The organism is Streptomyces sp. NRRL F-5630, assembly GCF_000719475.1.
Taxonomy (GTDB): domain Bacteria; phylum Actinomycetota; class Actinomycetes; order Streptomycetales; family Streptomycetaceae; genus Streptomyces.
The window spans coordinates 21690-41857 of record NZ_JOGO01000036.1 but is presented as its reverse complement, the minus strand read 5'-3'; the positions used below and the strand labels follow the sequence as shown (position 1 = coordinate 41857).

Genomic DNA, 20168 nt, shown 5'->3' with positions numbered 1-20168 from the left:
CTTACATCAGGAGAGCGCTCATTTCGATGTGCGCGCCCTCGTCGGAGAGGTAGTAGAAGGCGGCGTCTCGCGCCTCCTCCCAGGTGTCGTAGTGACCGCGGGACCACGGGCCGATCTTGAGGTACCAGAAGGGCGGGATAGCCTCGTCCACGTCCGGCGTCTTTCCGAGCCGTCGCCACCCCACGGCCTTGCGGATCGCTGGCTTCTGCGGCCAGCAGCACCGGCAGTCGGCCCAGTCCACGGCGCTCACCAGACCCGGTTGCCGTGGCGGCGGGACTCGATGGCGTAGACGCGCTGCGCGAAGACCTCCACCTTGCCATGGAGGTCTTCGACGGGCCCGCAGTTCAGAATGGTGTAGTCGGCGTCGTCCACAGTCAGCGCCTTCTCTGACTCGTGATCGAGCTGCGGCATCCCCGGTCGGTCGATGTACGCGAGATGGAACCCCGCCCGTCGCAGAGACTCCGCCTCGTTCGGGAAACGGACGTCGGTGATGACGACGGGGACGCCCGCCTCGTTCGCCTCCGTCACCTTCGCGAGCGCCTGACGCAGCCAGAACTCGGGATCGAGATCACGGACCGCCATGCCGAGTTCCTGGAGGATGCGGCGGACCTCGGGAAACTGGTCCTTGGCGGCCTCCCACCCAAGATCTTCGATGACCTCCAGTAGGTCGATCGTGTAAGCGCCGAAGCCGTCTCCCTCGCCAACGGCGCGGACAATCGGGTTGATCCTCAGCGCCGCCTCCTTCAGCGGGTCCGCGAACGACACACGACGGTAGCCCCGGTTGTCCACGAGCCACTGCCCCGCCGTGTCCTTGCCGACCCTCGCCCGACCGATCAAGCCGATGTTGCCCATGTGCGCCTCCTCGTAGCGGTGTTCATCTACGTGGTGGTGCAGTCCGCGGAAAATGTTCCGGCGACTCCTGGACTTTTTACAGCGGCAGGAGCGGCGTTAGGGCGCGCACCATGAAGCGGCCGAGGAGATCATGACCCGCGTCGGTGGGGTGCACGCCGTCGGTGCCGATGATCGAGGAAGCGTTCGCCGTGGTGACGAAGGGCGTCTGGGTGCTGATCACCGTCCCCGCTCCGTTCCTCGTCTCCCCCGTGATCAGGGAGGCGTACGGGAGCCCGGCGGCCTGAGCGGCGTCGCGAAGGGTGATGTCCGTGTTGACGAGGCTCGTCGCCGGGACACCTGTCGGAGCGTGCGGGCCGACGACGAGGATCTGAGCGGCGGGAAGGGCGGCCTTCGCGGCGCTGTAGAGGGAAGCGGCGGCAGACGAGATGGCGGACTGGGAGCCGCTGTTGTCGTTGTAGCCACCCATGATCACCAGTGTGTCCGGCCGGTACGCCACCACGTCGGCCGCCAGACGGTCGCCGAACGTCGCTGTGGTGCCAGCCACCGTGTAGCCAGTCCCTCCGCGCGCCTGGTCCCACACGTCCGTCACGCCCATCATGCGCGCGGCCTTGTAGAGCCAGGTGCCGATGCCCTGACCGGAGTTCTGGTTGCTGCCGTCCGTGATGCTGTCCCCGAGCACCATGAGGCGCCCACGGGTCGACACGGGGCGCCAGAGCTGGAAGGCGCTGTTGATGTAGATGCCGCCGAAGGGGACGGTGAAAAGGTCGAAGCGCAACCGCCGGATCGCCGACGAGCCGAATGACACCTTCAGCATGTGCCCCGAGCCGGCGTCGGCGGAGAGGGCACCCGTCGGAACAGGGGCGCGGGTGACGGGGACACCGTCGACCGACAGCCTGTACGCGGCGTTGTTGATCGCCTTGAAGCGCAGCTCGAAGGCGTCCGCGTCCGTCACGAACTCGAAGGCCCAGGCGCTTTGCCCGCTCGCGTAGGTGTGCGGGTACTTCGACGTCGGCAACGCGTAGTTCGGGTCAGGTGCAACCGTCCCCACCTGCATGTCGGTCGCACCGCAGATGAGGAAGTCTCCGCGGACATCCGACCCGCTCAGCACCACGGGCGCCGGGGCGTAGCGGATGGCGCCGGAGATGGTGGACGTTGTCGCCTTCGTCAGCGAGATCGCGGGCGGCGAGGCCATCACCGGGTCGGTGAGGCCCGGGTCGACCATCTGCCTCCGCACGCTCCCCATGCCGGTCGGGAGCTGCGCGAGGGTGGCCTCCGCGGCGTTCACGCGGGTGGTGAGCGACGTCAGGGCCGTCGAGGAGGCGGCACCGATGGCGGCGGGTGTGATCGGGTCGGGGCCGCCTGAGCCGTGCGAGGTGGCGTGCGTGGTGGGCGTGCGGGCGTCGGTGAGGCGAGGGTCCGACGTGTCCACGGCGCCGACGTCGGAGGCTGCGAGGACGACGGTCCCCGTCTTGCCGTTCACCGACGCGACGGCGCCACCTCCCCCGCCGGCTATCGGGACACCTGCTGGCCAGGCGCCGCCCGCCTTCGGGCCGTAGATGGTCCAGGTGGAGCCTGCGGTCTGGATGTAGAAGTCTCCGTCCGCGCCGAGGCCGGCGCCAGGTGTCGAGGCGCCGGAGAGGATCGTCCTCCCGTCGGCACCAGGCGGGCCCTGAACGGGGATGTATTTTCCCTGGGACGGGTCGGCCGGGGCGATGTCGGCGATGTCCACGACAGGCACCGCCTGCGGGAGCGCGATGCCGTACGTCCTCGTCGCGCTCCCGCGGAACCGCTCGGTGACGGTGTAGTTCCACCCCTCGGGCTGCGTCCCAGGGGTGTCCGTCGCGATGAGCACGACGGAGAACTGGCCGTTCTCATCGAGGACCGCCGTTGCGGCGCCCACGGCGATGGTGTCGGCGTCCGGGATGGTGAGCGTGGACGGAGTAGCCACGGTGATGGTGCCACTCGCCGGGGTGCCATCCGGGCGGATGTAGCGTCCGGTCAGAGTTACGGTTGCGATGCCGTCGGGCATGGTCATGCGGTGGGGCCTCCGTGGTGTCGTCCGATGATCAGGTGTTCGGCGTCGTGGCCCGCCTGCCACTCACGAACGCGCGCGACGTCCTCGCGGATGGCATCGATGTCATCGCGGATGTCGTCCACGCGGGCGTCGAAGCGTGCGCTGAGGCGGGACCCGACGGCGTCGAGCGCTTCGAGGGTGACGCCCCGGGTCTCTTCGGCCTGCTCCTGTACGGCCGCGCGGGTGCGCCGCAGCGCGGCCAGGGCGGGGACCACCCCCACCACCGCCACCAGCACGAGGCCGGCGGAGGAGACGAGGGCGGTCACGATCTCAGGAGCCATCAGGCGACCACCGTGAAGCCGTGCCGGGCGCCGAGGCGCTTCAGGGAGTCCGAGCCCGGGATGCCATCGGCGGCGCTTCCGGTGTACGAGCCGCCCGCCTTGGAGCGCTGCCACTTCGCGTAGGCGGCCACGGTGATGGAACCGAAGGAGCCGTCAGAGGCGTAGGCGGCGCTGAGCAGCTTCTCTGCCTTGAGGGCCGCCTCCACCACCTTCACGTCAGCGGCGTGCGTGGTGCCGCCCTGCCTGAGGCCGGGGTCTCGGCGCGCGGCAGCGATGACGTTCTTCAGGGAGACTTTCGGCTTCGAGGGCTTGGCCGCCGGCTTCGACGGCAGCTTCCCCAGGAGCTTCTTCAGGGAGACCTCACCGGGGACACCGTCGGCGTCAGCACCCGAGTAGCCGCACTTCGTCTGCCACTTCTGGTAGCTCCGGGTGTCCGCGTCGCTCCACGTCGGGCCGGGGCCCTTGACGTAGGCGGAGCATCCGTTCTTTACCAGGGCACGGCCGACGGTCGTCACGTGATCGCCCTTGGCGCCGTAGCCGTACGTCAGGCCGTTGATCGTGACCTTCGCGCGGGATACCGAGGGCGTGACCGGCGTCGAGGAGGAGCCGCCCTGGGGTGCCGTGCCGCTCCCGCCGACGAGCGCCTTCGCGCGCTTCACGATCTCGGGGAGCTGGGCGACGATCTTCGGGCCGGGACAAGAGGTGTGCCCGCCCCATGCACTTCCGCCCATCCCGTGCCAGCCGAGGCCGGAGCCGGAGGGACCGCTCGCGACCTGGAGGGGGACGCCGTAGACCTCGTGCGCCCACGCGAGCACCTGCGCGTTGCGGTCGAGCTGCGCGTCCGTCAGCGCGTCCCCGCCCTTACCCTCGTTCTCCACGGAGAGCCACGAGCGATTTCCGTCCGCCTGCGCCCAGGCGCGGTCCTTGGTGTCCACCCATTGGTAGAGGGCCCCCGACCTGCCGGTGCCGAAGTGCGAGGACGCCTGGGCGGCGGAGTTGCGGAACCAGGAGTCCGTGCCCGCGAGCGTCCCGGCCATGATGTGGACGACGACGCCTCGGACGCTGGTCTGTCCGCCTCCGGTGTAGTTGACGGGGATGGGGCGCCAGGTGGCGCCGGTCATGCGTGCCATGTGCTCGTCCTCTCGTAGGGCATGAAAAAAGCCCCGTCGCTGCGGGGCTGTATGTAGGTGCGGCGTCGATTACTCGACGCTGTAGCGAACGCCGTCCAGCGCCACCCAGGCGCTATGAGAGTTCTGGCCGAGCCAGTACGTGACCGACCCGTTGACGTTGAACGTCAGGCGGGCGGACAAGCGGCTCACGCCGGAAGTTGTTGACACGTTCGACGCGACTATGAGCGACACTGCGCCACCAATGGGCCTTGCGTTGCTCGGCATCGTCAGAAACTGCGTTTCGGTGGCCGTGGCGAGATCCGCGCCATTTGACCGGCGGACCGAGCCGCGGAGTTGCACTTCGCCGTTGACAATCCTGTACCCAGGGTTTGCGGCATTGGCGCTGTATCCCGACGAGTATGTGAGCGGTGTCCACGGACCCGGCGACAACGGCCGCCAAACGTTGTCTCCGTCTCGGCGGTCGTACCGGTCCTCGGCGATGAGGTAGGTAATCATCCCGGGAACGGGCGCGTAATCGCCAACAAGGGTCGCCGCACGTTCGTTGGAGTTCGCGAACCGGAGAATAGTCCGTGCAACGGTGCCGTTTACTACCGTTTGGAAGGCCGTTTCGATGTTCGGTGCGTCGGAGAGAACGGGGTAATTGATCCCCTGGCCGTACCCGTCAGGCTTCGGCATTCTTTTTACTCCTCGGGAGTCATCGGCACTGCGCCCCGTCGAGGGAAATCCACGACGGGGACGAGCCGGTAATCAGACGGGCACTTACGGTCCCGTCAACGTTGATGTAGATGCGAACGGACACGGCGTCACCGACGCACATACAGGCACCTCGGTATTGCGGGCGAATTCCGCTCGGCATATCGGCGATAACGAAACTGTCCGACGTCGTCAGGCCGCTCGGGGCGAGCATTCCGGAGAGGGCTACTAGGCCGTCTGACGTCTTTTTCACCGATGGCGGGGCGTCGTTCGGGCCGGTCGTCAGCGTGTGACCGGCGCGCAGGGTGAGGGGCTGCCAGGCGTCGGAGGCAGTGGCAAGTGCCCCGTCCACCACCCAGTCACCCGACGCGCGGCGACGAACCACTACCCGGTCCCCCACCTGCGGGTTTCCGTAAGATCGGAGGCGTCGGATCTTCGTGACGGGGCCCGTGGCGGTCGTCAGGTCGACGTGCCCGGAGGCGTAGACAGCCGTCACGGTAGCCAGGAACCAGGAGGCGGCACCCTGCTCCACCGTGCGTGTGGCGACGCGTGAGACCGAGGCGAGGAAGCGCTCAGACATCGACATCGTCCTTTCCTCCGCGCAGAGTTATCGGGAAATCCCCTGTGGGCGCAAGGGGGACGGTGAAGCTCTGCGCGATGTGAAGTTGACGTCGTCCCTTTGCCCCGGTCCTGATGCAGTCTCCCGCCTCCAAAGCGGCATTCGGAACAGAGGAGATTGAGGTCTCGACGTTCGGCGCTGTGAGATCACCGAGCATGTACGCGGCGAGAGAATTGCAATCCCCCTGCGTGTACACCAGGGAGGACGTGACGATTTTCGGCACCCTTCCGAATGGGCCGCCCCATCTCGTCGGCGATGAGGGGTCGTTGTCGTACGCAACGCCAGAAACAGGGGGCGCATCGGAGGCAGAGTTCTCACCGGATACCACAACGGCGTTGTAAACGGCCGTTCGAGACATCTGGCGGCCCATATCGATGAGCGTTCCGCCCTCACCGTCGGCTATCTCCCAGACAACGGGGGACGTCAACGGATCGGGCAAGTCCCGAATTACGAAACTCCCGAGGGCGTCGGCATAGATCTCTGCGCGCATTGCCGTCGCGACCTGAACAACGGCGTCCCACGGGTCCGTTCCGGCATCCCACGAAACAGTTGCCACGCTCGGATTCCGACTGTCCGACGTCTGGTTGATGATCACGGCATCCGGGATGGTTCTCCGAATCAACATCGTGATGGCGTCCACGGCCCCGGGATAACCCGCTGTGGATACGGGAGCCATGAAGAGGTCGTCGGATATCGTCGCCTCCTCCGTCACGCCGGTCAGCGTGATCGGGCCCTCGTAAAGATCGGCGCTCGGCTCATTTATGCGGAAGATACCGAGCGGAACCCATTCGACTCCGTCGGCGAACTTGATTCCGCGCCGGACCACAAGCCGCTGCCCGTACACCGCGAGCGGGTCAGTGGCGTCCCACGGGACGAGGCTGAGGTCCGGCACGGTCAGCGAGAGTGAGCGCCGGGCTTTGCTCCCGCGGTCGACAGTGACCCCTCCGTCGGAGATAGGGATGTCTCTCGCCGTCAGCTCCCCGCCGAAGTAGGCGTCGACCTGCGTCACGGAGGTGTGCGGGTACGGGAGTGCGCGGAGGTAGCGGTCGGATACGTCGTACATCAGACGGCACCTCCCGTGAGAAACGCGAGCCACGTGGTGAAGGGGTAGGTCGTCTCCGACCACGTGCCACCTGTCGAAGCCGATGCCCATGTGCGGTCGACACTGCCGACTAGGCCGCCCACGGGGCGGTCGACCACAGTCAGGGAGAGGGACCACGCCCGGTCGGTGTACTCCGCCAGATCCACGATGTGCGACTCCGTGACGTCGCCGACTGCCACGTAGGCGTCAGGCTCGCGCCAGCCCGGAGGGAACTGGAGGAGGATGGTGGAGCCGGCGTCGAGCACCCACCAGAGGGCGTCACGCTCGGCGGCGGTCTCCGTCGTGAGGGTGAGTGTGCCAGTGGCGGAGCTGCGGACGTCGGAGATCACGACGGGGGTCGCCCGTCCCCGGACCTCGTAGACCCCCTGACGTGCTGCTCGCTGCCAGTCTGGGAGCGTCTGCACCACCGCCGACGTGGAACGGGCCGGGAGCGTGGGGTCCTTGATCCACACCACGTCCGGGTCCGCCGGGAGCGTCAGGGCGTCGGAGATGTAGCCATACTCGCCGGGACCACTGGGGTTGTAGACCGTGACCTGCCACTGTGTAGGGACTCCGAGGGGCGCCTCATGATCCGGCACCACCACCACGTCCGAGTCAATGGTCTGCGCGATGAGGTCTCCGGTGTACCCGCGCACAGGGGCCGGGGCCTGTCCTTCGAGAAGCCGCTCCAGCCGCCACCGCCACCCCGAGCTGCCGACCGTGAGGCCAGAGACACGCAGGCTGACGGTGCGGGCCGCAGACTCCTCCGCCACCACGGAGAGACCACCCTCCCCGATATAGATTCGGTCCAGGTAGGTGGTGGAGCCTGCCCCCGGGGGGAAGGTGATCGTCGGCCGCAGTGCTACCGCCCCGGTCGGCGCTCGATCGCTAGAGGGCCCCACCTGCCACCGCTCGGTCAATCCGCTCCACGAGTACGAGCGCGTGCGGATCACGGCGGAAGATGCGTCGAGCCAGTCGAGCCGCACGACGCTCTGCCCGCTGCCGTCACTACGCCACAGTGGGGCGGATACCTCGTAGCTCCGTCCTGCGGTGACGGGGACCGGGGTTGACAGTGATACCACGATCTCCGAGGACCCGTCTCGATCCAGACGGAGAGCCGAAGTGCCGTCGAGCTTCTGCACGGAGGACCGGCTCCTCGTCGCCCCCGTGACGTACCAGCCGGTGACGGAGGTCTCGAAACTCGCGTCTCCATACGGCAGCAAGTTCCCGACCTGGGCGAGATCCTGTGTGCGCTGGAGCACCACCCCGTCGACCGCCCAGGACTGCCCCGCTGCCGTCGCCGTGGTGGTGAGGAGGACACGAGCTGTAGCCGCCCCGGCGGGGGCCACTCCGATTGCAACCACTCGCGCCCATGTGGTGGACGGCGCCCAGTCCACGGACGTGGCGGCGATCACCGCGCCCGTGCTGTCTCGCCACTGGATCGTCGGTCGGAGCGTCGCCGTGGTCGCCGTTTGCACCCACAGGGCCGCCAGGTACTCCGTCCCCGGGGAGACGGGGACCGCAGGAGTGGTGCCCGCGCTCAGGTCTCCCGATGCGAGTGCTGTGACTGCGAGGCTCTGGTACGCGGAGACCGCAGCCGAAGCCACTCCCAGCGCGCAGTTCGCGTCCGCTGTCCACCCGCTCGTCCCCGTCTCCGCAGACTCGGAGAGCCACGGGAGGAGGCTGTACTTCGTGCGCGCGTCGGCAGTCAGGCCGAGGTGGACACGGTCCAGGTACCACGGCTGAGATGCCGCAGTGGCCGTGGACCGGACCACCACCATTGCCGTGGTGGCGCCTGTGGGGGCCGTGGCAATGACGCCGACCTGAAACCAAGTTCCAGGGCTCGGACCGGTAGTCGTCGGGCCGGTCGACGTCGAGACCAGCGTCCCCGCGGAGCTGTACCAGCGGACCTCAATGCGGGCGGAGGCCGAGGCGATCGGCGGGAAGACACTCGCACACGCCCAGTACTCCGCGCCGGCGGTGACGGGGACTCGTGCGGCAGTCCCTACCTGCGAATCGCCTGACGCTGTCGCCGTCCATCGGAGGCAATAGCCACCGGAGGTGCCTCCGGTGAAGCGCGCCAGGATGGCGGACGTGTTCGTGAGCGCCGTCCACCCCGTCGTGTCCGTCTCGATGCTGGCGACGTTCGTAGAGAGGAGGTTGCCGTACGCCATCAATCCTCCACGGGCTCACCAGGTGCGGGATAGTTCGGGGCCTCCGGAGCAGTGGGCACCACTTCAGGCGACGGCTCCACCGGGTCTTGCGTGTACGGGGTGTCGGGGGCCGGTACCACGTCGATGCCCGACGGGGCGTCGTCCTCGGTCTCGGTAGGCGACTCGGGGGTGCTCTCGGACATGCGTCCTCCTCGCAAAGGAGAGGCCCGCTAGGCGACTAGCGGGCCTCTCGTGGGGTGGTGTTCAGTACCGTCCGTTGTCCAGAAGACGGGCGGAGTTGGCGTCGTACACCTTGATCTTGTGGTCCACGATGTCGGTGATCTCGCGATTGCCGACGTAGGTGTGGGACTCCACGGTGATGTTGGGGGCCCCACCACCTGCCTGTACCCCGCGGACCATCGCCCGGGAGGTGCTGGCGTCGTGGACCTGCGCGGGGGCAAGGAAGCGGACCAGTTCGGGGCCGTTCTCGCCCACCCAGACGTTCTCGCCGACGGGAGGGAATCCGCCCTTGGCGTATCCGCCCGGTCGGTCATACGCCTTGGAGAGGGAACCGTAGCTGCCCAAGGCGTACCGCATCGAGGCGTAGATGTTCGCCATGGGGTCGACAGAGACTCCGTAGATCTTCGGTCCCTTGCTCCGGTACTTCCCCGCGTAGGACTCGAAGGTGGGGCCGATGACCTGCATCAACCCGACCGACGGATGACCCGCCTGCCAGTTGCTATCCCACTTGTTGACGACCGTCGGGTTGCCGCCGCTCTCTTGGTTCATGCGACGGAGCGTCGAGCCGGCGAGGCTGGTGGGTTGGTGCACCGCTCGAAGGGCCTGCAGGACGACGGGGCGCCATTGTTCAACGCCCGCGTCAGCGCGGTAGTTGACGTGCGCAATGCCTTCCTTGTCGGCCTTCTTCCCGGCGCCGAGGAGCTTGTCCACCAGAGCGCGAGTGGTGTCCTTCAGGGCGTCGGTGAACCGCGACTCACCAGGGATGCGGTTGATCAGCGGGTTGATGATCTTTTTCACACCGGACGAGACCGCACCACCGAAGCTGTCCTTCAGCCACTTCGCGCCCTTCTTCGCCTTGTCCCAGGCATCCGAGGCAACGTCGCCCAGACCGTCGAAGATGCCTCCAAGCGCGAATCCGCCGCCCCCGCCCTGGTACTGGGCGAGCGACTGTCCGCGCATGGCGGCCTTGTTGACGGCGTAGAGGCGGGCCCTCTCGTACGGGTCGCGCATCGCCTCGCTGACATAGACGCCCTCGCCCTTTCTCATCGGGACGAGCTGGTCGTCCCCGTCGCGGAAAGAGGAGGTGCCGGGGAGGACGAATCCGCCTCGGGCGAAGCCTTCCACTTTCTTGAGTGGCTTGCCTCCGAAAGCGTCAACCACCTTGCGCCAAACGGCTCGAATTCCGTTATTATAAACCGTATTAACGATGAAAGCGACGGGCTTCCGGGTGATTTCCTTGAGCTTCCCCCAGGCTTTCCCGATGGCCTTCTGTGCCGTGTCAAAGGAGTCACTGATGGCCTTGACGCCCTTGCGCATCGCGGAGAATATCGGTTTGACGCCGTCGTTCCACGTCCCCTTGATGACCGTCCGCATCACACTGAATCCGGGCCGCACCACCTTGTCCGCCAGGAACTTGATAGCGGTGCCCATGGCCTTCAGGTTGAGGATGGCGAGGTCAGCAAGCCACTTGAAGCCAGTCTTTCCGAGGCTCGTCAACACCTTCTTGGCGGCGTCAGAGAAAGGCTTGATGTCCTTCTCGTAAAGCCCCTTCCACCGCTTCCCTATCCGGTCCGCGATGGGCTTGATGATGGTGTTGTACAGCCAGCCGAAGACCTTTCCGACTAGCTTCAGCTCCAGTACCCAGAGGTCAAAGATCGGCTTGACGAGCTTCCACCCGAGGGAAAAGGCGGTCTTGATTCCCGACCAGCACGTATCCACCACCTTACGGAAGGCGGGGAAACGCTTGTACGCGACGACCATGGCTGTGACCAGCACGCCAAGGGCTGTGACGATGAGACCGATGGGGTTTGCCCTGAGTGCTGCATTGAGCAACCACTGAGCGAGCGTCCATGCTTTCGTCGCCACAATGACTAGCCATATCGCCTGTACGGCAAATGGCGCGTCTGTGGCGATGACACCAATGACCTTGGCAAAGCCACCAATGATCTGGAGGAGCGGCCCGGAGAGGGGAGAGAGTGCCTTTCCGACGTCGAGGAATGCGCCCCCAATGTCCTTGAGCGTCTGCCACACGATCGGACCGTTCGTCGAGGCGTAGTTTAGGAAGCGCTCGAATTCCGGCGACCCCTTGAGCCCCTTCCCCCAGTCCGCGAAGGACTTTGTGGCGTCCTCCAGGCGACGGGAGATCCCGTCCATGTGCGGGAAGAAAGCGTCGATCACTCCGGCTATTCCGGTGATAACGTTTCCGAAGGCGACACCGAATCCGTAGACAGCGGGCTCGGCGGAGGTCTGAATGTCCTTCTTGAAGTCCCGCCAGAAGGGCGTCTTAAGATTCCGGGAAGCGGCGTCGAAGAGACGCGATACCGCCCGGGTTGCGCCTTCCACGAGGGGCGTGAAAGCGGGTAGCGTCCTCCCAGCGGCATTGACTCCGCGTGTGAAAAGCGCGAGTACACCCGGCTGTAGTGACTCCGACCACTCCTTGAATTCGGCCTTCAGCCGCACTACGGAGTCGTAGAGCGCTCGCTGAGCTGGCGTCAAACCCGCCAGGGCCTCACGGTACTTGTCCTGAGCGGTGGCCGCCTTGACGGTGGTGTCGATACCCGACAGGCGGGCCGACTGCACACCACGCTCTGCGGCCTCCACCTGACGAGAACCGTCCGCCTGTGCGTCGGCCACGGCCTGGACGGCGTCGGCAACGCCCCGCTGAGCGTCCTTGACCCGCTGGGCGGCGTCGACCTGATCGCGGGCCGCCTGCTTCTGGGCGTCGGCGAGGGCCTGCGTCTGCTCGCGCACCTGGCGCTGAGCATCCGCGACGCCCTGAGCGGCCTCGGCTTCCGAGCGCTGGGCGTCGGCCACGGCCTGGACGGCGTCGACCTGCGCGCGCTGTGCCTGAGTGAGCCTGGCCTGTGCGTCGAGGACGACCTTCGAGCCCTCCACTCCGGCCTTGCGCTGCTCGTCGGCGGCCGTCTGTAGATCCTTGTAGCTCTGCTTCTGCTCCTTGAGGTGTTGCTGTGCCTGCTCGAAGGCGAGCTGTGCACGGTCGCGCTGGAGCTGCGTCGACCGCGGATCGTTCATCGCCTTGGTGAGGTCCGCCTGTGCTTCCTGGAGGCGGAGAGTGGCGTCTCGCTGATCGAGCTGGCCGTCCCGGAGCTGGTCGTCCAGGTCCGCGAGTTGCCGAGCGGCCGTCTTGCGAGCGGCAGTGAGATCGTCCTGTGCCTGACGGGCGGACTTCTGTGCGTCAGAGAGGTCCCGCTCAGCGCGGGTGACGGAGCGGTGGGAGTCGGTGAGGGACTGCTCGGCTCGCACCACTCCGCGCTGAGCGTCGACGATGGACTGCTCCGCGCGCTCGATGGCACGGGCACTCTGCGTCCGCTGGTCCGCAGCTCGCTGCTGTGCGTCTTCGACGGCGCGCGTTGCGCTCTCCACCTGGCGGTTCGCCTGAGCGATGGAGCGGGCTGCCTGGCGGTGAGCCTGAGCGAGGGAGTCTTGCGCGGAGGCCATCTGGAGCGCTCGTTGGGCGGCCTGAGTGGTTGCCTTAGCGCCGTTGTCCGTCGACTTCGCCGCCTCGTCGGACGCCGCCGCCTGCGCCTGGAAGACCTCGGAGACCTTCTTGATGGCGGGGACGGCGACGAGGGCCATACCCCCTAGCCCTGCGGCTGCTGCCGTGGCGGCTGCTGCAACGGCTCCAAGGCCGGCGGCAATGGCAGGGAGGGCCGGGATAACGGCGACACCACCGAGGGCGGCACTCAGCACGAGGAGCGCGGAGACCGCCTGCGAGGTGTCGACCTTGATGTTGACTTCGCGGCGGTTCAGCGCCTCCACCGCCGCCCCCACCGTGGCGAGGCGGGCGAGTGCTGCCGCCGCATCCACGCGCACCTGAATGTCGGCGTCGTGAGCGGAGAGCCAGCGGAGCCGCACCTCGATGGCGGAGATGCGCTCCATGGCGGCCCCTGCGTCGAGGTCCACCCCGATGTTCGCCTCACCGAGCGCCGCCAGGTCGCCGCGCAAAGCCGCGAGTTCGCGGGCAGCGGGAGAGGTGTCGGCGTCCACCCGGACGTCGGGAAGGGCCGCCTGTGCCGCCTGTACTGCGGACCGCAGGCGAGTCGCCAGCTCGCCGCCAGGGACATGCACCTCCAGGTCCACAGAACGCGTAGCAGCGTCGATGTCCGCGCGCAGCTCGGCGAGAGCCGCGCGAGCAGTGGCGGTGTCAACGCGAACCCGGGGGTTGGGGTGCTGCTCCCCCAGCGCGCGGAGGCGTTCCTCCAGGTGCGCCACGTCGGCCCGCGCTGAGACGGTGTCGATGCCGATGCCGATGCGCTGATCTGAGAGACGTGCCAGTTCAGCCCGGATGCGCGCAAGTTCGGCATCCACCCCCGAGGCGTCCATCCCGACGTCGATGTCCGGGAGGGCCGCCATGGCGGCGCGGAGGCGACGACGCAGGGACGACGCGAAGGCGCCGCCCGTCTGGTCACCGCTCCGCGTCGCCTGGGCCTGCGCACGTCGGCCGCTCTCGCGAATGGCGTCGGGGAGGGCGGAGGAGACCTGTCGGCCGATGGCGTCGGCGATGCGGTCCCCTGCCGCCTGCCCGGCGCGCTCGGCAGCGGGGAGGATCTGCTCTTGCAGTCTCCGGTGGAAGTTGACGAGGAGCGGGACGACGTCGACACCGACTGTCCCTACGATGTCGTGATCAGGCACCACGCCTCCTACTCACTGGCCGCCCGGAGGCGTGGGTCGATACGCGCGCGGTCCTCGTCGGAGAGGTGTCGGCGCGAAGAGGTGGTGCCGGACACCACCCCGGGGCGGGGGTACGGCTGGAAAGCTGGCGGCTTGCCCCCTGCGGCTGCGATGGCCACGCCCCGGGACAACACCAGCTCGTCGCGGAGCTGCGCGAGGAGGAGTTCAACTCCACTCCATGGAGCGGCACTTGGGTCCGCTCCGTCCTGCGCTGCGGCCCGCTCCTCGTCCGTCATCGCGAGGCGTAGGGCTGTTTTCGTCGCGCTCTCCGGCGGGAGGTGTGTGATCAGCACCCGGAGCCGACGGAGGGAGAGGCGTCCTCGGTAGACGTCGAGGAGGTCGATCCCGCGGTACGCGAGGTCAGCCTCTAGCGCTTCCGCGTGGTCCTGGAGGACCTGCGCGGTCCACTGGACTTTCCCGGGGCCTCCCCGGCGGCCTCCATGGCGGCGCCGACGAATCCGTTGATCTCCTCGAAGGTGGCGTCCAGGTCGATGAACGTCGGGACGTCATCAACGTGAAGCACTCCCGCTGCCCAGGCGTCATAATCCGCTTCGCGCAGAGCGCGGAGGTACGAAGGTCGCCACCCCGTGATGTTCTTGACGCGGAGTGTGGTGCCGCACAGGTCGGCGGTCACGTACTCGCGGGTGGCCTCGGTCTCCTGGGCCTCGGCGGGGGTCTGCTCGGTCATGCGCGGGTCTCCTAAGTGCGTTGCGGCGCGGGTCGGTTGGGGTGGTGCAGCGGGGCCCGGACCCGCGCAGATACGGGCCCCGCTAGTCGACTAGCGGAGGAGCGTCAGGATCCGCCGCCCCCGCCGGAGACGGGGAAGAAGCCGCTCACGTCCACGCCGCCGTAGTCGATGGTGCGAGTGACAGCGGGCAGGACCAGGCCCTTGGAGAAGGTGAAGGTCATCTGGACGTTCCACACGTCGGTGGTCTGCGGCTGCTCCTCACCTCGCGCCGTGACCTTCCCGTTCGGCATGAAGAGGCGGTTGCGCTTGTCGCCGTCGATACTGTCGAGGACGAAGGCGTAACGGAGGTCCGCCGGCTGGTCGGGCAGGGAGTACGTGGCGACACCGTCCGTCGGCTCCAGCGACGACACCGGAACGTTGTCCCAGAGGGCACGCACGATGGGGTTGATGGCCTCCTGAAAGGTGACCTGGAGCGTCTTGGTGCTCTTCGTCATCAGGGTGCGGATCGGGTCGACGCTACCGGCCGCCATGACGTCGGTGGTGTCCTCATCGACGCCGAGGGTGCCGCCTTCCTGCGTGATCCACCCCATGCACTGCCAGGGGGTCGCGGGGTCGGCGAAGTCGACGGGGCTCGCGGTGTCTCGCGGCGCGACGTAGACGATGTAGTCGGTTGCGCCGAAAGTCAGATCGGCATTGCGGGTGTCCGCCATGTGCCCTCCTGGGCATGGTGAAGACCCGCGCACCTCGTCGGCGGCGGGTCTGAAAGTCAGGTGGTCAGGTGGTCAGGTGGCCCGGAGAGTCACGGTGTAGGTGGCACCACGGCGCCGGACGGTGTCGCCCGCCCACGGCTGCGCGGAGGGGCCGGAGTCACACCGGATGCTCTGCACCACTCCCCCACCGACCGGGCCGGAGAGGAGGAGGAGGAGTGCGTCCCGGATGTCACCGGAGAGGTGTCGTCCCTCGTCGGCCGTGGTGGTGAAGACGTCGACAGCAACCCGGGGGCGTTGAGTGAACCGCTCGTCACTTCCGCCGATGCGCTCGACGCGTACGAAGGGAAGGCGTTTCTCCAGGTCAGGAGGCGTCTCGGAGCCGGCGGTCACGGGGAATCGGGCCTCGATCCACGGCGCGAGGATCGCCTCCACGTCAGCCATGGTGCGCCGCCTTGAAGGCGTCGATGGTCTTCGAGAGGACCGCATACCGGGGTGTCTCGCCGTTGCCGTACTCGACGTGCCGGGAGTGAGGGGCCGTATTCATCAGGCGCGCTCCCGCGCGGAGGTGAGGCCGCCCGCGGAAAGGGACGTTCTTCTCGATGGGCACCACCACGAAGGACGACCGGTACTTCCCCGAGTGGTGATCGTTGGTCGGGTTCCCGACGGGGCTCATCGCCTCCGCTGTCGCCTGCATCTTCACCGCCACCTTGCGACAGGCAAGCTGCACAGCGGGGCGCTGGAGGAGGCGGCCCATGCCCCGGAAGTTACCGGTGTACGTGCTGCGGAACTGGGTCACCCCGTCACCTCCTGAAGCTGCGCCTCTACATGGGCAAGGGACGTCAGCGGGAGCACCACAGGGCGACCCACCACCTCGTACCGCTCGTCCCCGCGAACGATGTGGTCGGCTGGGCGCACGTCCGTTCCGATGGGCGCGAAGAGCACGCGCCGGGTGGTCACCGTCGACTGCCCCTCGTTCTGCTCGGAGGACGATCCGACGGTGACGCCGTACGGGGTGGCCACGGCGCACCGCTCGACGGGGATGCGAACAGGCGGCCCGGGGACGTACGACCCCGTGGAGTCGCGCACCATTTCCCCGGGACGCTCGATGTACCACGTCTCGGACATGAGCTGGGCGAGGAGGCTCATAGTGCCTGCCAGAGAAGCGACACCGGCGTTGTGGTGTCCGGTGGGGTTGCGTCACCCGAGGGCGCCCGCCACGGTGTCGGCGGCCGGGACGCCTGTTCTGCGGGGGCGATGTCCAGAGACGACGCGCTAGACGGCAGTCCCACCGCACGGCGAAGGCGGCGCCGCTCGTCCCTGGAGAGGCCCGCACCGGTCTGCGCGTCCGCATAGGTGACGAGGAATCCGCCCGCCTGCTCGCTCCGCACGCCGCCCGGGTTGGTGAGGACCCGCGCGGCGAGGGCGAGGGCGATCGTCCGTACGCCGTCCTGCGGGGGGTCGGTGAGCCGAGGGCCCACTTCCACGCGGATGACGTCAAGGGCGGTCTCGTGGGCTAGCTCGTACTGCGGAGTGGTGACCTGTCGCCCGAGCATGGCCTCTAGTTCCGCCTGGGCGAAGAAGGTCATCAGGATGCCTTCCTCCGCGGAGCCGCGCGCTTGGCGGCCGGGCGAGGAGCGCCAGAGGGGGCAGGTGCCTCCGGCTCGGGCGCCTCGGCCCACGCCTTCGGGTTCGTGATGAGGGCCTGTGCCCACGCCGGGACGTCGTCAGCGGGGCCGAACACGTGGGCCTCGCCGTGGGCGTCCGTCACGTGGACGAAGGACTTTAGTCTGGCCACGGGCACCCCTCTCAGGCGGGAAGATCCGGGAAGTATGGGGCGATGAGCGCCGCCACGAGATCTTCAGCGGCGTCGTATGTCGGGTACGGTCCGAGGGTGCGAACACCCTCAAACTCGACGTAGAACCCGGGTGCGATGCCTGTGTTCGCTGGGATCTGCCGAATGGTGATCGCCGTCACTGTCGACAGATCCTTGAAGTCGACAGTGCGTCGTTCCGGGTCTGTGTTGGCGTCCTTAATGCGGACCCAGCGCGAATCACTCACGCGATCACGTCCGCGACGAGAGTGAGGTCGGGGGCGCCGACGACGGGGAGGACAATGGACGTCGCACGGGTCCACAGGGTCTGCGGGTCCTCCGACTTGTAGCCGCCGACCGCCACGCCGGCACCGTCGCCCTGGAGCCCGTACCGAGGGTCGTTGGCCTCCACCGGGACGCCCCACAGCGTCTTCCCGAGGGCGTCACCCTGGGCCGGGAGGAATGCGATCTTGTCCTCGGGCGTCACGCGGGTAGCGGTGCCGCCGACCGACACCTTCGCGTCGTAGATCTCGACGGGCGGGATGTCGAAGTCACCGAGAACCGTGTTCAGCCCATCACGGGTGAGCACGGGCGGGGCCGTCGAGGCGCCGGAGAAGGCAAGCTCTCGGAGCTGCTTGTTCCGGCGCAGAAGATTGTAGATCTTCCGCGACATCAGCGTGACGGCCGGAAGCTCCCCGTTGGTGTCCGTGTACACATCGAGCCAGGACATGAGCTGGTCGTACACCGGGGCGTCATAGTCGTCGTCGCCGTCCTTATGGTTCCACGAGACACCCGCCGTGACGCTGTGCCCGGCCTTGCGGCCGAAGTCGACGCCCGCAGAGACGTTGTTCTCGTTGATGGTCACGGAGCCGTTGAAGATCGCGTCACCGCGCGCCAGCTCCACACGGGCGGCGATGGCGTTGACCAGCTTCTCGGCGTCGGACTCCATCGCGTCACGGAGTTCCGCCGCCTGCGTGTCGACGTTCCGCATGCGGATCTGCTCATATTCGCCAACCGGCATCTTGCGCGAAATGGGCGGCAGTTCGCCGCTCACCCGCGCAGCGCCGGCCCGCGAGCCGATGTCCGACTCGGCGTCGTACGCGCGGTAGACGGCCGCCTCGATGAGGCCACCGCCGCCCCGGTTGAAGCGGTAGGTGAGGTCGTTGATCGTGGCGTTCGGGAGCCAACGGTTCAGGCTGAGCGCGTTCTCCTCCCGGTCCCGGAGCGCGGCACGGGCGTACCCCGTCAGCTCCGCCGGAGAGGCGTACTCGGTGGTGAGCTGCATGTGTCAGTACCTCTCAGACGAAGATGATGCGGCCGGCGACGTCCGCCTTGCCGTCGGCGTCGATGGTGACGGGGAGCTTCGCCTCGCGGATGAAGCAGTGGATGAGCATGGAGCCGACGACCTTGGTCGAGGCGACCCGTCGCGCGTCCACGTCCTGGGCGGTGAAGAGGAAGCCCACGGCCGTCTGTCGGCCGTCGCTGGCGGCGCCGTCGTACGGGCCGTAGAGCCCGGAGGCGGTCACCTTGCCGAGCGGGATGCCGCTCTTGAGGTAGCCGTCCGGGTAGTGCGTCGCCTTGGTGAACTTCGCGACGTCGAGCGTCACGGAGACCGGGGCGTCGGTGCCGTGAGCAGACCCCAGCCAGTCACGACGGTCCTGCGAGAAAGACTCAACCTTCAGGCTGAGGTCCATGTTTCCTCCTACGAGGTGGTGGTCAGTGCTTGCCGTACTTCTGCCGATACCGGTCGGCGCCAGCGGTGACGGTGGTGGTGCCCCCGACGTCGCCGCCCTGCGGGCCGCCGGAGCGGGGAGAGGGCGCCGGAGTGGTGGTGCCGAAGAGCGCCTTCAAGGCGTCCGCATCGGCCTCCAGCTCCTCCTTGGTGGTGCCTCGGAGTCGTGCGGCCTGGGCGGGAGTGAGGCCCTTATCCGCCGCCACGGTGATGCGCAGGGCCTCGGCTCGGGCCTCGTCACGCTCGCGCTCGGCGGTCTGTCGGGCGGTTTCGGCGGCGTCCTTCTCGGCCTGCGCGCGCTCGACGTCGGAGAGTTCCGCCGCCTTGCGGGTCTTCAGCTCCTCATCGGCGGCGCGCAGACGCTCCAGCTCGGCGGCGTCGGGGGCGGCGTTGGCGCGCTGCTCGTGCTTGCGCGCGTGGTGCTTCCAGTACGCCGCCTGGTGTTCGGCGGACATCTCGGCGGTCGGAGTGTTGTCCGGGTATCCGTGCTCGTTGAGCTGGACACCGCCTCCGCCACCACTTCCGGCGCCCGGGTCGTCCTCGAAGAGGTGCCAGGGCTGTGCGGAGAAGGTCAGAAGGTGGCGGTGTCGCGCGAGAGTGCGTCGAGGCATGACGAGGTCTCCCCTGTCGGGATAGTCGGAAGTGTTACCCATGGCGGGCGGAGGTTACTTCGGGATTCGGAGGTCAGTCCGGTCCGTGAAGTTCTGGCCGGCGAAGCCCAAGATCGGGCCGATTTCGCCGTGGTCGTTGGTCACGAGGATCTTGCGGTAATCCACCGCGCGGCCTCCGGCGTCCGCCTGGCCGAGTGCGGCGCGGACGGCGTCGTGGATCTGTTCCAGCTTCGCTTCGTCCACGACCTGACCAGGGTCTTCGGCAGCGGTGACGAGCTTGACGGTGCAGTCGCAGCCGGGGTGGATCGGAGCGAGGTCTTTCTTCCGGTATCTCTGCGTCGAGGCGACGATGCAGAGGGCGCAGTCGTATTCGCCCTGGAGGACGCGAGTGGTGTACTCGAAGCGGGGCATGTTCTCCGCCACCACCCGTACGGTGTGCGTTCGGGCGAGCTGAAGGTCTGTTTTCACCAGCGTTTCGAGGCGGTGCGCTCCGCGGTCAACGGCGACGTCAACCGGCTCGTCCTTGCTGAGCGCCGTCCACACCTCTTTGAACGGACGCTCATACACCTCGCGAGGGTCGACGCCGCGCAGAGCCTCCCCCGTCACCGTGTCAGTGTCGAGGGCGATCCGTCGCGCGCGGTCGTCTACCTCCTTGTAGAGCTGTTCCAGGTAGCTCGCCGTGAGCGTGGCCACCTGCCGCTCGCCCGCGAAGATCTGCGGGAGGGCCTGGCGCTGGAAGCGCGTCACGTCAGCGTCGCGGTATGCGCCGAGGCCGGACCACAGACGGCCCACCCGCCCGAGG

General features: G+C 67.7%; 22 protein-coding genes. All 22 read right to left on the bottom strand.

Features of this window, described 5'->3' with window-relative positions:
* Window position 1 precedes the first annotated feature (1 nt).
* Window positions 2-250: a hypothetical protein gene (locus tag IF99_RS0117830; RefSeq protein ID WP_030997520.1), complete on the bottom strand. Its 249-nt coding sequence runs from the start codon at window positions 248-250 to the stop codon at window positions 2-4.
* Window positions 247-852 carry a hypothetical protein gene (locus tag IF99_RS0117825; protein ID WP_037827104.1) on the bottom strand — a complete coding sequence of 202 codons (606 nt, stop codon included), beginning with the start codon at window positions 850-852 and terminating at the stop codon, window positions 247-249. Before IF99_RS0117825 ends, IF99_RS0117830 begins: the two co-directional genes overlap by 4 nt.
* A gap of 76 nt (window positions 853-928) precedes the next feature.
* Window positions 929-2887: an SGNH/GDSL hydrolase family protein gene (locus IF99_RS31675; protein ID WP_051703547.1), complete on the bottom strand. Its 1959-nt coding sequence runs from the start codon at window positions 2885-2887 to the stop codon at window positions 929-931.
* Entirely contained in the window at window positions 2884-3207 is a 324-nt protein-coding gene (locus tag IF99_RS0117815; RefSeq protein WP_030997517.1) for a hypothetical protein, read from the bottom strand. Before IF99_RS0117815 ends, IF99_RS31675 begins: the two co-directional genes overlap by 4 nt.
* Complete coding sequence (locus IF99_RS33985) at window positions 3207-4337, bottom strand: peptidoglycan-binding protein (RefSeq protein ID WP_051703546.1); 1131 nt, start codon at window positions 4335-4337, stop codon at window positions 3207-3209. Before IF99_RS33985 ends, IF99_RS0117815 begins: the two co-directional genes overlap by 1 nt.
* Before the next feature lie 69 nt (window positions 4338-4406).
* Window positions 4407-5012 (bottom strand): hypothetical protein, encoded by a 606-nt coding sequence (locus tag IF99_RS33980; RefSeq protein WP_158716606.1) that lies wholly within the window; start codon window positions 5010-5012, stop codon window positions 4407-4409.
* 19 nt (window positions 5013-5031) lie between these two features.
* Entirely contained in the window at window positions 5032-5616 is a 585-nt protein-coding gene (locus IF99_RS34330; RefSeq protein ID WP_199806507.1) for a hypothetical protein, read from the bottom strand.
* A complete protein-coding gene (locus tag IF99_RS0117790) occupies window positions 5603-6712 on the bottom strand; it encodes a DUF5047 domain-containing protein (RefSeq protein WP_030997510.1) in 1110 nt (369 codons plus the stop codon). The genes IF99_RS34330 and IF99_RS0117790 overlap by 14 nt, the downstream gene beginning before the upstream one ends.
* A complete protein-coding gene (locus tag IF99_RS0117785) occupies window positions 6712-8904 on the bottom strand; it encodes a hypothetical protein (protein WP_030997509.1) in 2193 nt (730 codons plus the stop codon). Before IF99_RS0117785 ends, IF99_RS0117790 begins: the two co-directional genes overlap by 1 nt.
* A complete protein-coding gene (locus tag IF99_RS0117780) occupies window positions 8904-9086 on the bottom strand; it encodes a hypothetical protein (RefSeq protein ID WP_030997508.1) in 183 nt (60 codons plus the stop codon). The genes IF99_RS0117785 and IF99_RS0117780 overlap by 1 nt, the downstream gene beginning before the upstream one ends.
* Before the next feature lie 61 nt (window positions 9087-9147).
* A complete protein-coding gene (locus tag IF99_RS34960) occupies window positions 9148-13776 on the bottom strand; it encodes a transglycosylase SLT domain-containing protein (RefSeq protein ID WP_030997507.1) in 4629 nt (1542 codons plus the stop codon).
* A 406-nt stretch (window positions 13777-14182) separates the two neighbouring features.
* Window positions 14183-14503 carry a hypothetical protein gene (locus tag IF99_RS0117765; protein WP_030997505.1) on the bottom strand — a complete coding sequence of 107 codons (321 nt, stop codon included), beginning with the start codon at window positions 14501-14503 and terminating at the stop codon, window positions 14183-14185.
* Between the two features lie 104 nt (window positions 14504-14607).
* Window positions 14608-15213, bottom strand: coding sequence for a hypothetical protein (locus IF99_RS0117760; RefSeq protein WP_030997504.1), 606 nt, complete (start codon window positions 15211-15213; stop codon window positions 14608-14610).
* A gap of 72 nt (window positions 15214-15285) precedes the next feature.
* Window positions 15286-15654: a hypothetical protein gene (locus IF99_RS0117755; RefSeq protein WP_030997503.1), complete on the bottom strand. Its 369-nt coding sequence runs from the start codon at window positions 15652-15654 to the stop codon at window positions 15286-15288.
* Window positions 15647-16009, bottom strand: coding sequence for a hypothetical protein (locus IF99_RS0117750; RefSeq protein ID WP_030997502.1), 363 nt, complete (start codon window positions 16007-16009; stop codon window positions 15647-15649). The genes IF99_RS0117755 and IF99_RS0117750 overlap by 8 nt, the downstream gene beginning before the upstream one ends.
* On the bottom strand, window positions 16006-16359 hold the full coding sequence (locus tag IF99_RS0117745) for a hypothetical protein (RefSeq protein WP_030997500.1): 354 nt from the start codon (window positions 16357-16359) through the stop codon (window positions 16006-16008). Before IF99_RS0117745 ends, IF99_RS0117750 begins: the two co-directional genes overlap by 4 nt.
* Window positions 16356-16799, bottom strand: a complete 444-nt coding sequence (locus IF99_RS0117740) for a hypothetical protein (protein ID WP_234340735.1) — start codon at window positions 16797-16799, stop codon at window positions 16356-16358. The genes IF99_RS0117745 and IF99_RS0117740 overlap by 4 nt, the downstream gene beginning before the upstream one ends.
* A gap of 220 nt (window positions 16800-17019) precedes the next feature.
* Window positions 17020-17271 (bottom strand): hypothetical protein, encoded by a 252-nt coding sequence (locus tag IF99_RS33975; RefSeq protein WP_158716605.1) that lies wholly within the window; start codon window positions 17269-17271, stop codon window positions 17020-17022.
* Window positions 17268-18308 carry a major capsid protein gene (locus IF99_RS0117730; protein WP_030997497.1) on the bottom strand — a complete coding sequence of 347 codons (1041 nt, stop codon included), beginning with the start codon at window positions 18306-18308 and terminating at the stop codon, window positions 17268-17270. The genes IF99_RS33975 and IF99_RS0117730 overlap by 4 nt, the downstream gene beginning before the upstream one ends.
* A 13-nt stretch (window positions 18309-18321) precedes the next feature.
* Complete coding sequence (locus IF99_RS0117725) at window positions 18322-18717, bottom strand: head decoration protein (protein ID WP_030997496.1); 396 nt, start codon at window positions 18715-18717, stop codon at window positions 18322-18324.
* A 22-nt stretch (window positions 18718-18739) separates the two neighbouring features.
* Window positions 18740-19366 (bottom strand): hypothetical protein, encoded by a 627-nt coding sequence (locus IF99_RS0117720; RefSeq protein WP_234340734.1) that lies wholly within the window; start codon window positions 19364-19366, stop codon window positions 18740-18742.
* Between the two features lie 54 nt (window positions 19367-19420).
* Complete coding sequence (locus IF99_RS0117715; protein WP_234340733.1) at window positions 19421-20113, bottom strand: hypothetical protein; 693 nt, start codon at window positions 20111-20113, stop codon at window positions 19421-19423.
* Window positions 20114-20168 lie beyond the last annotated feature (55 nt).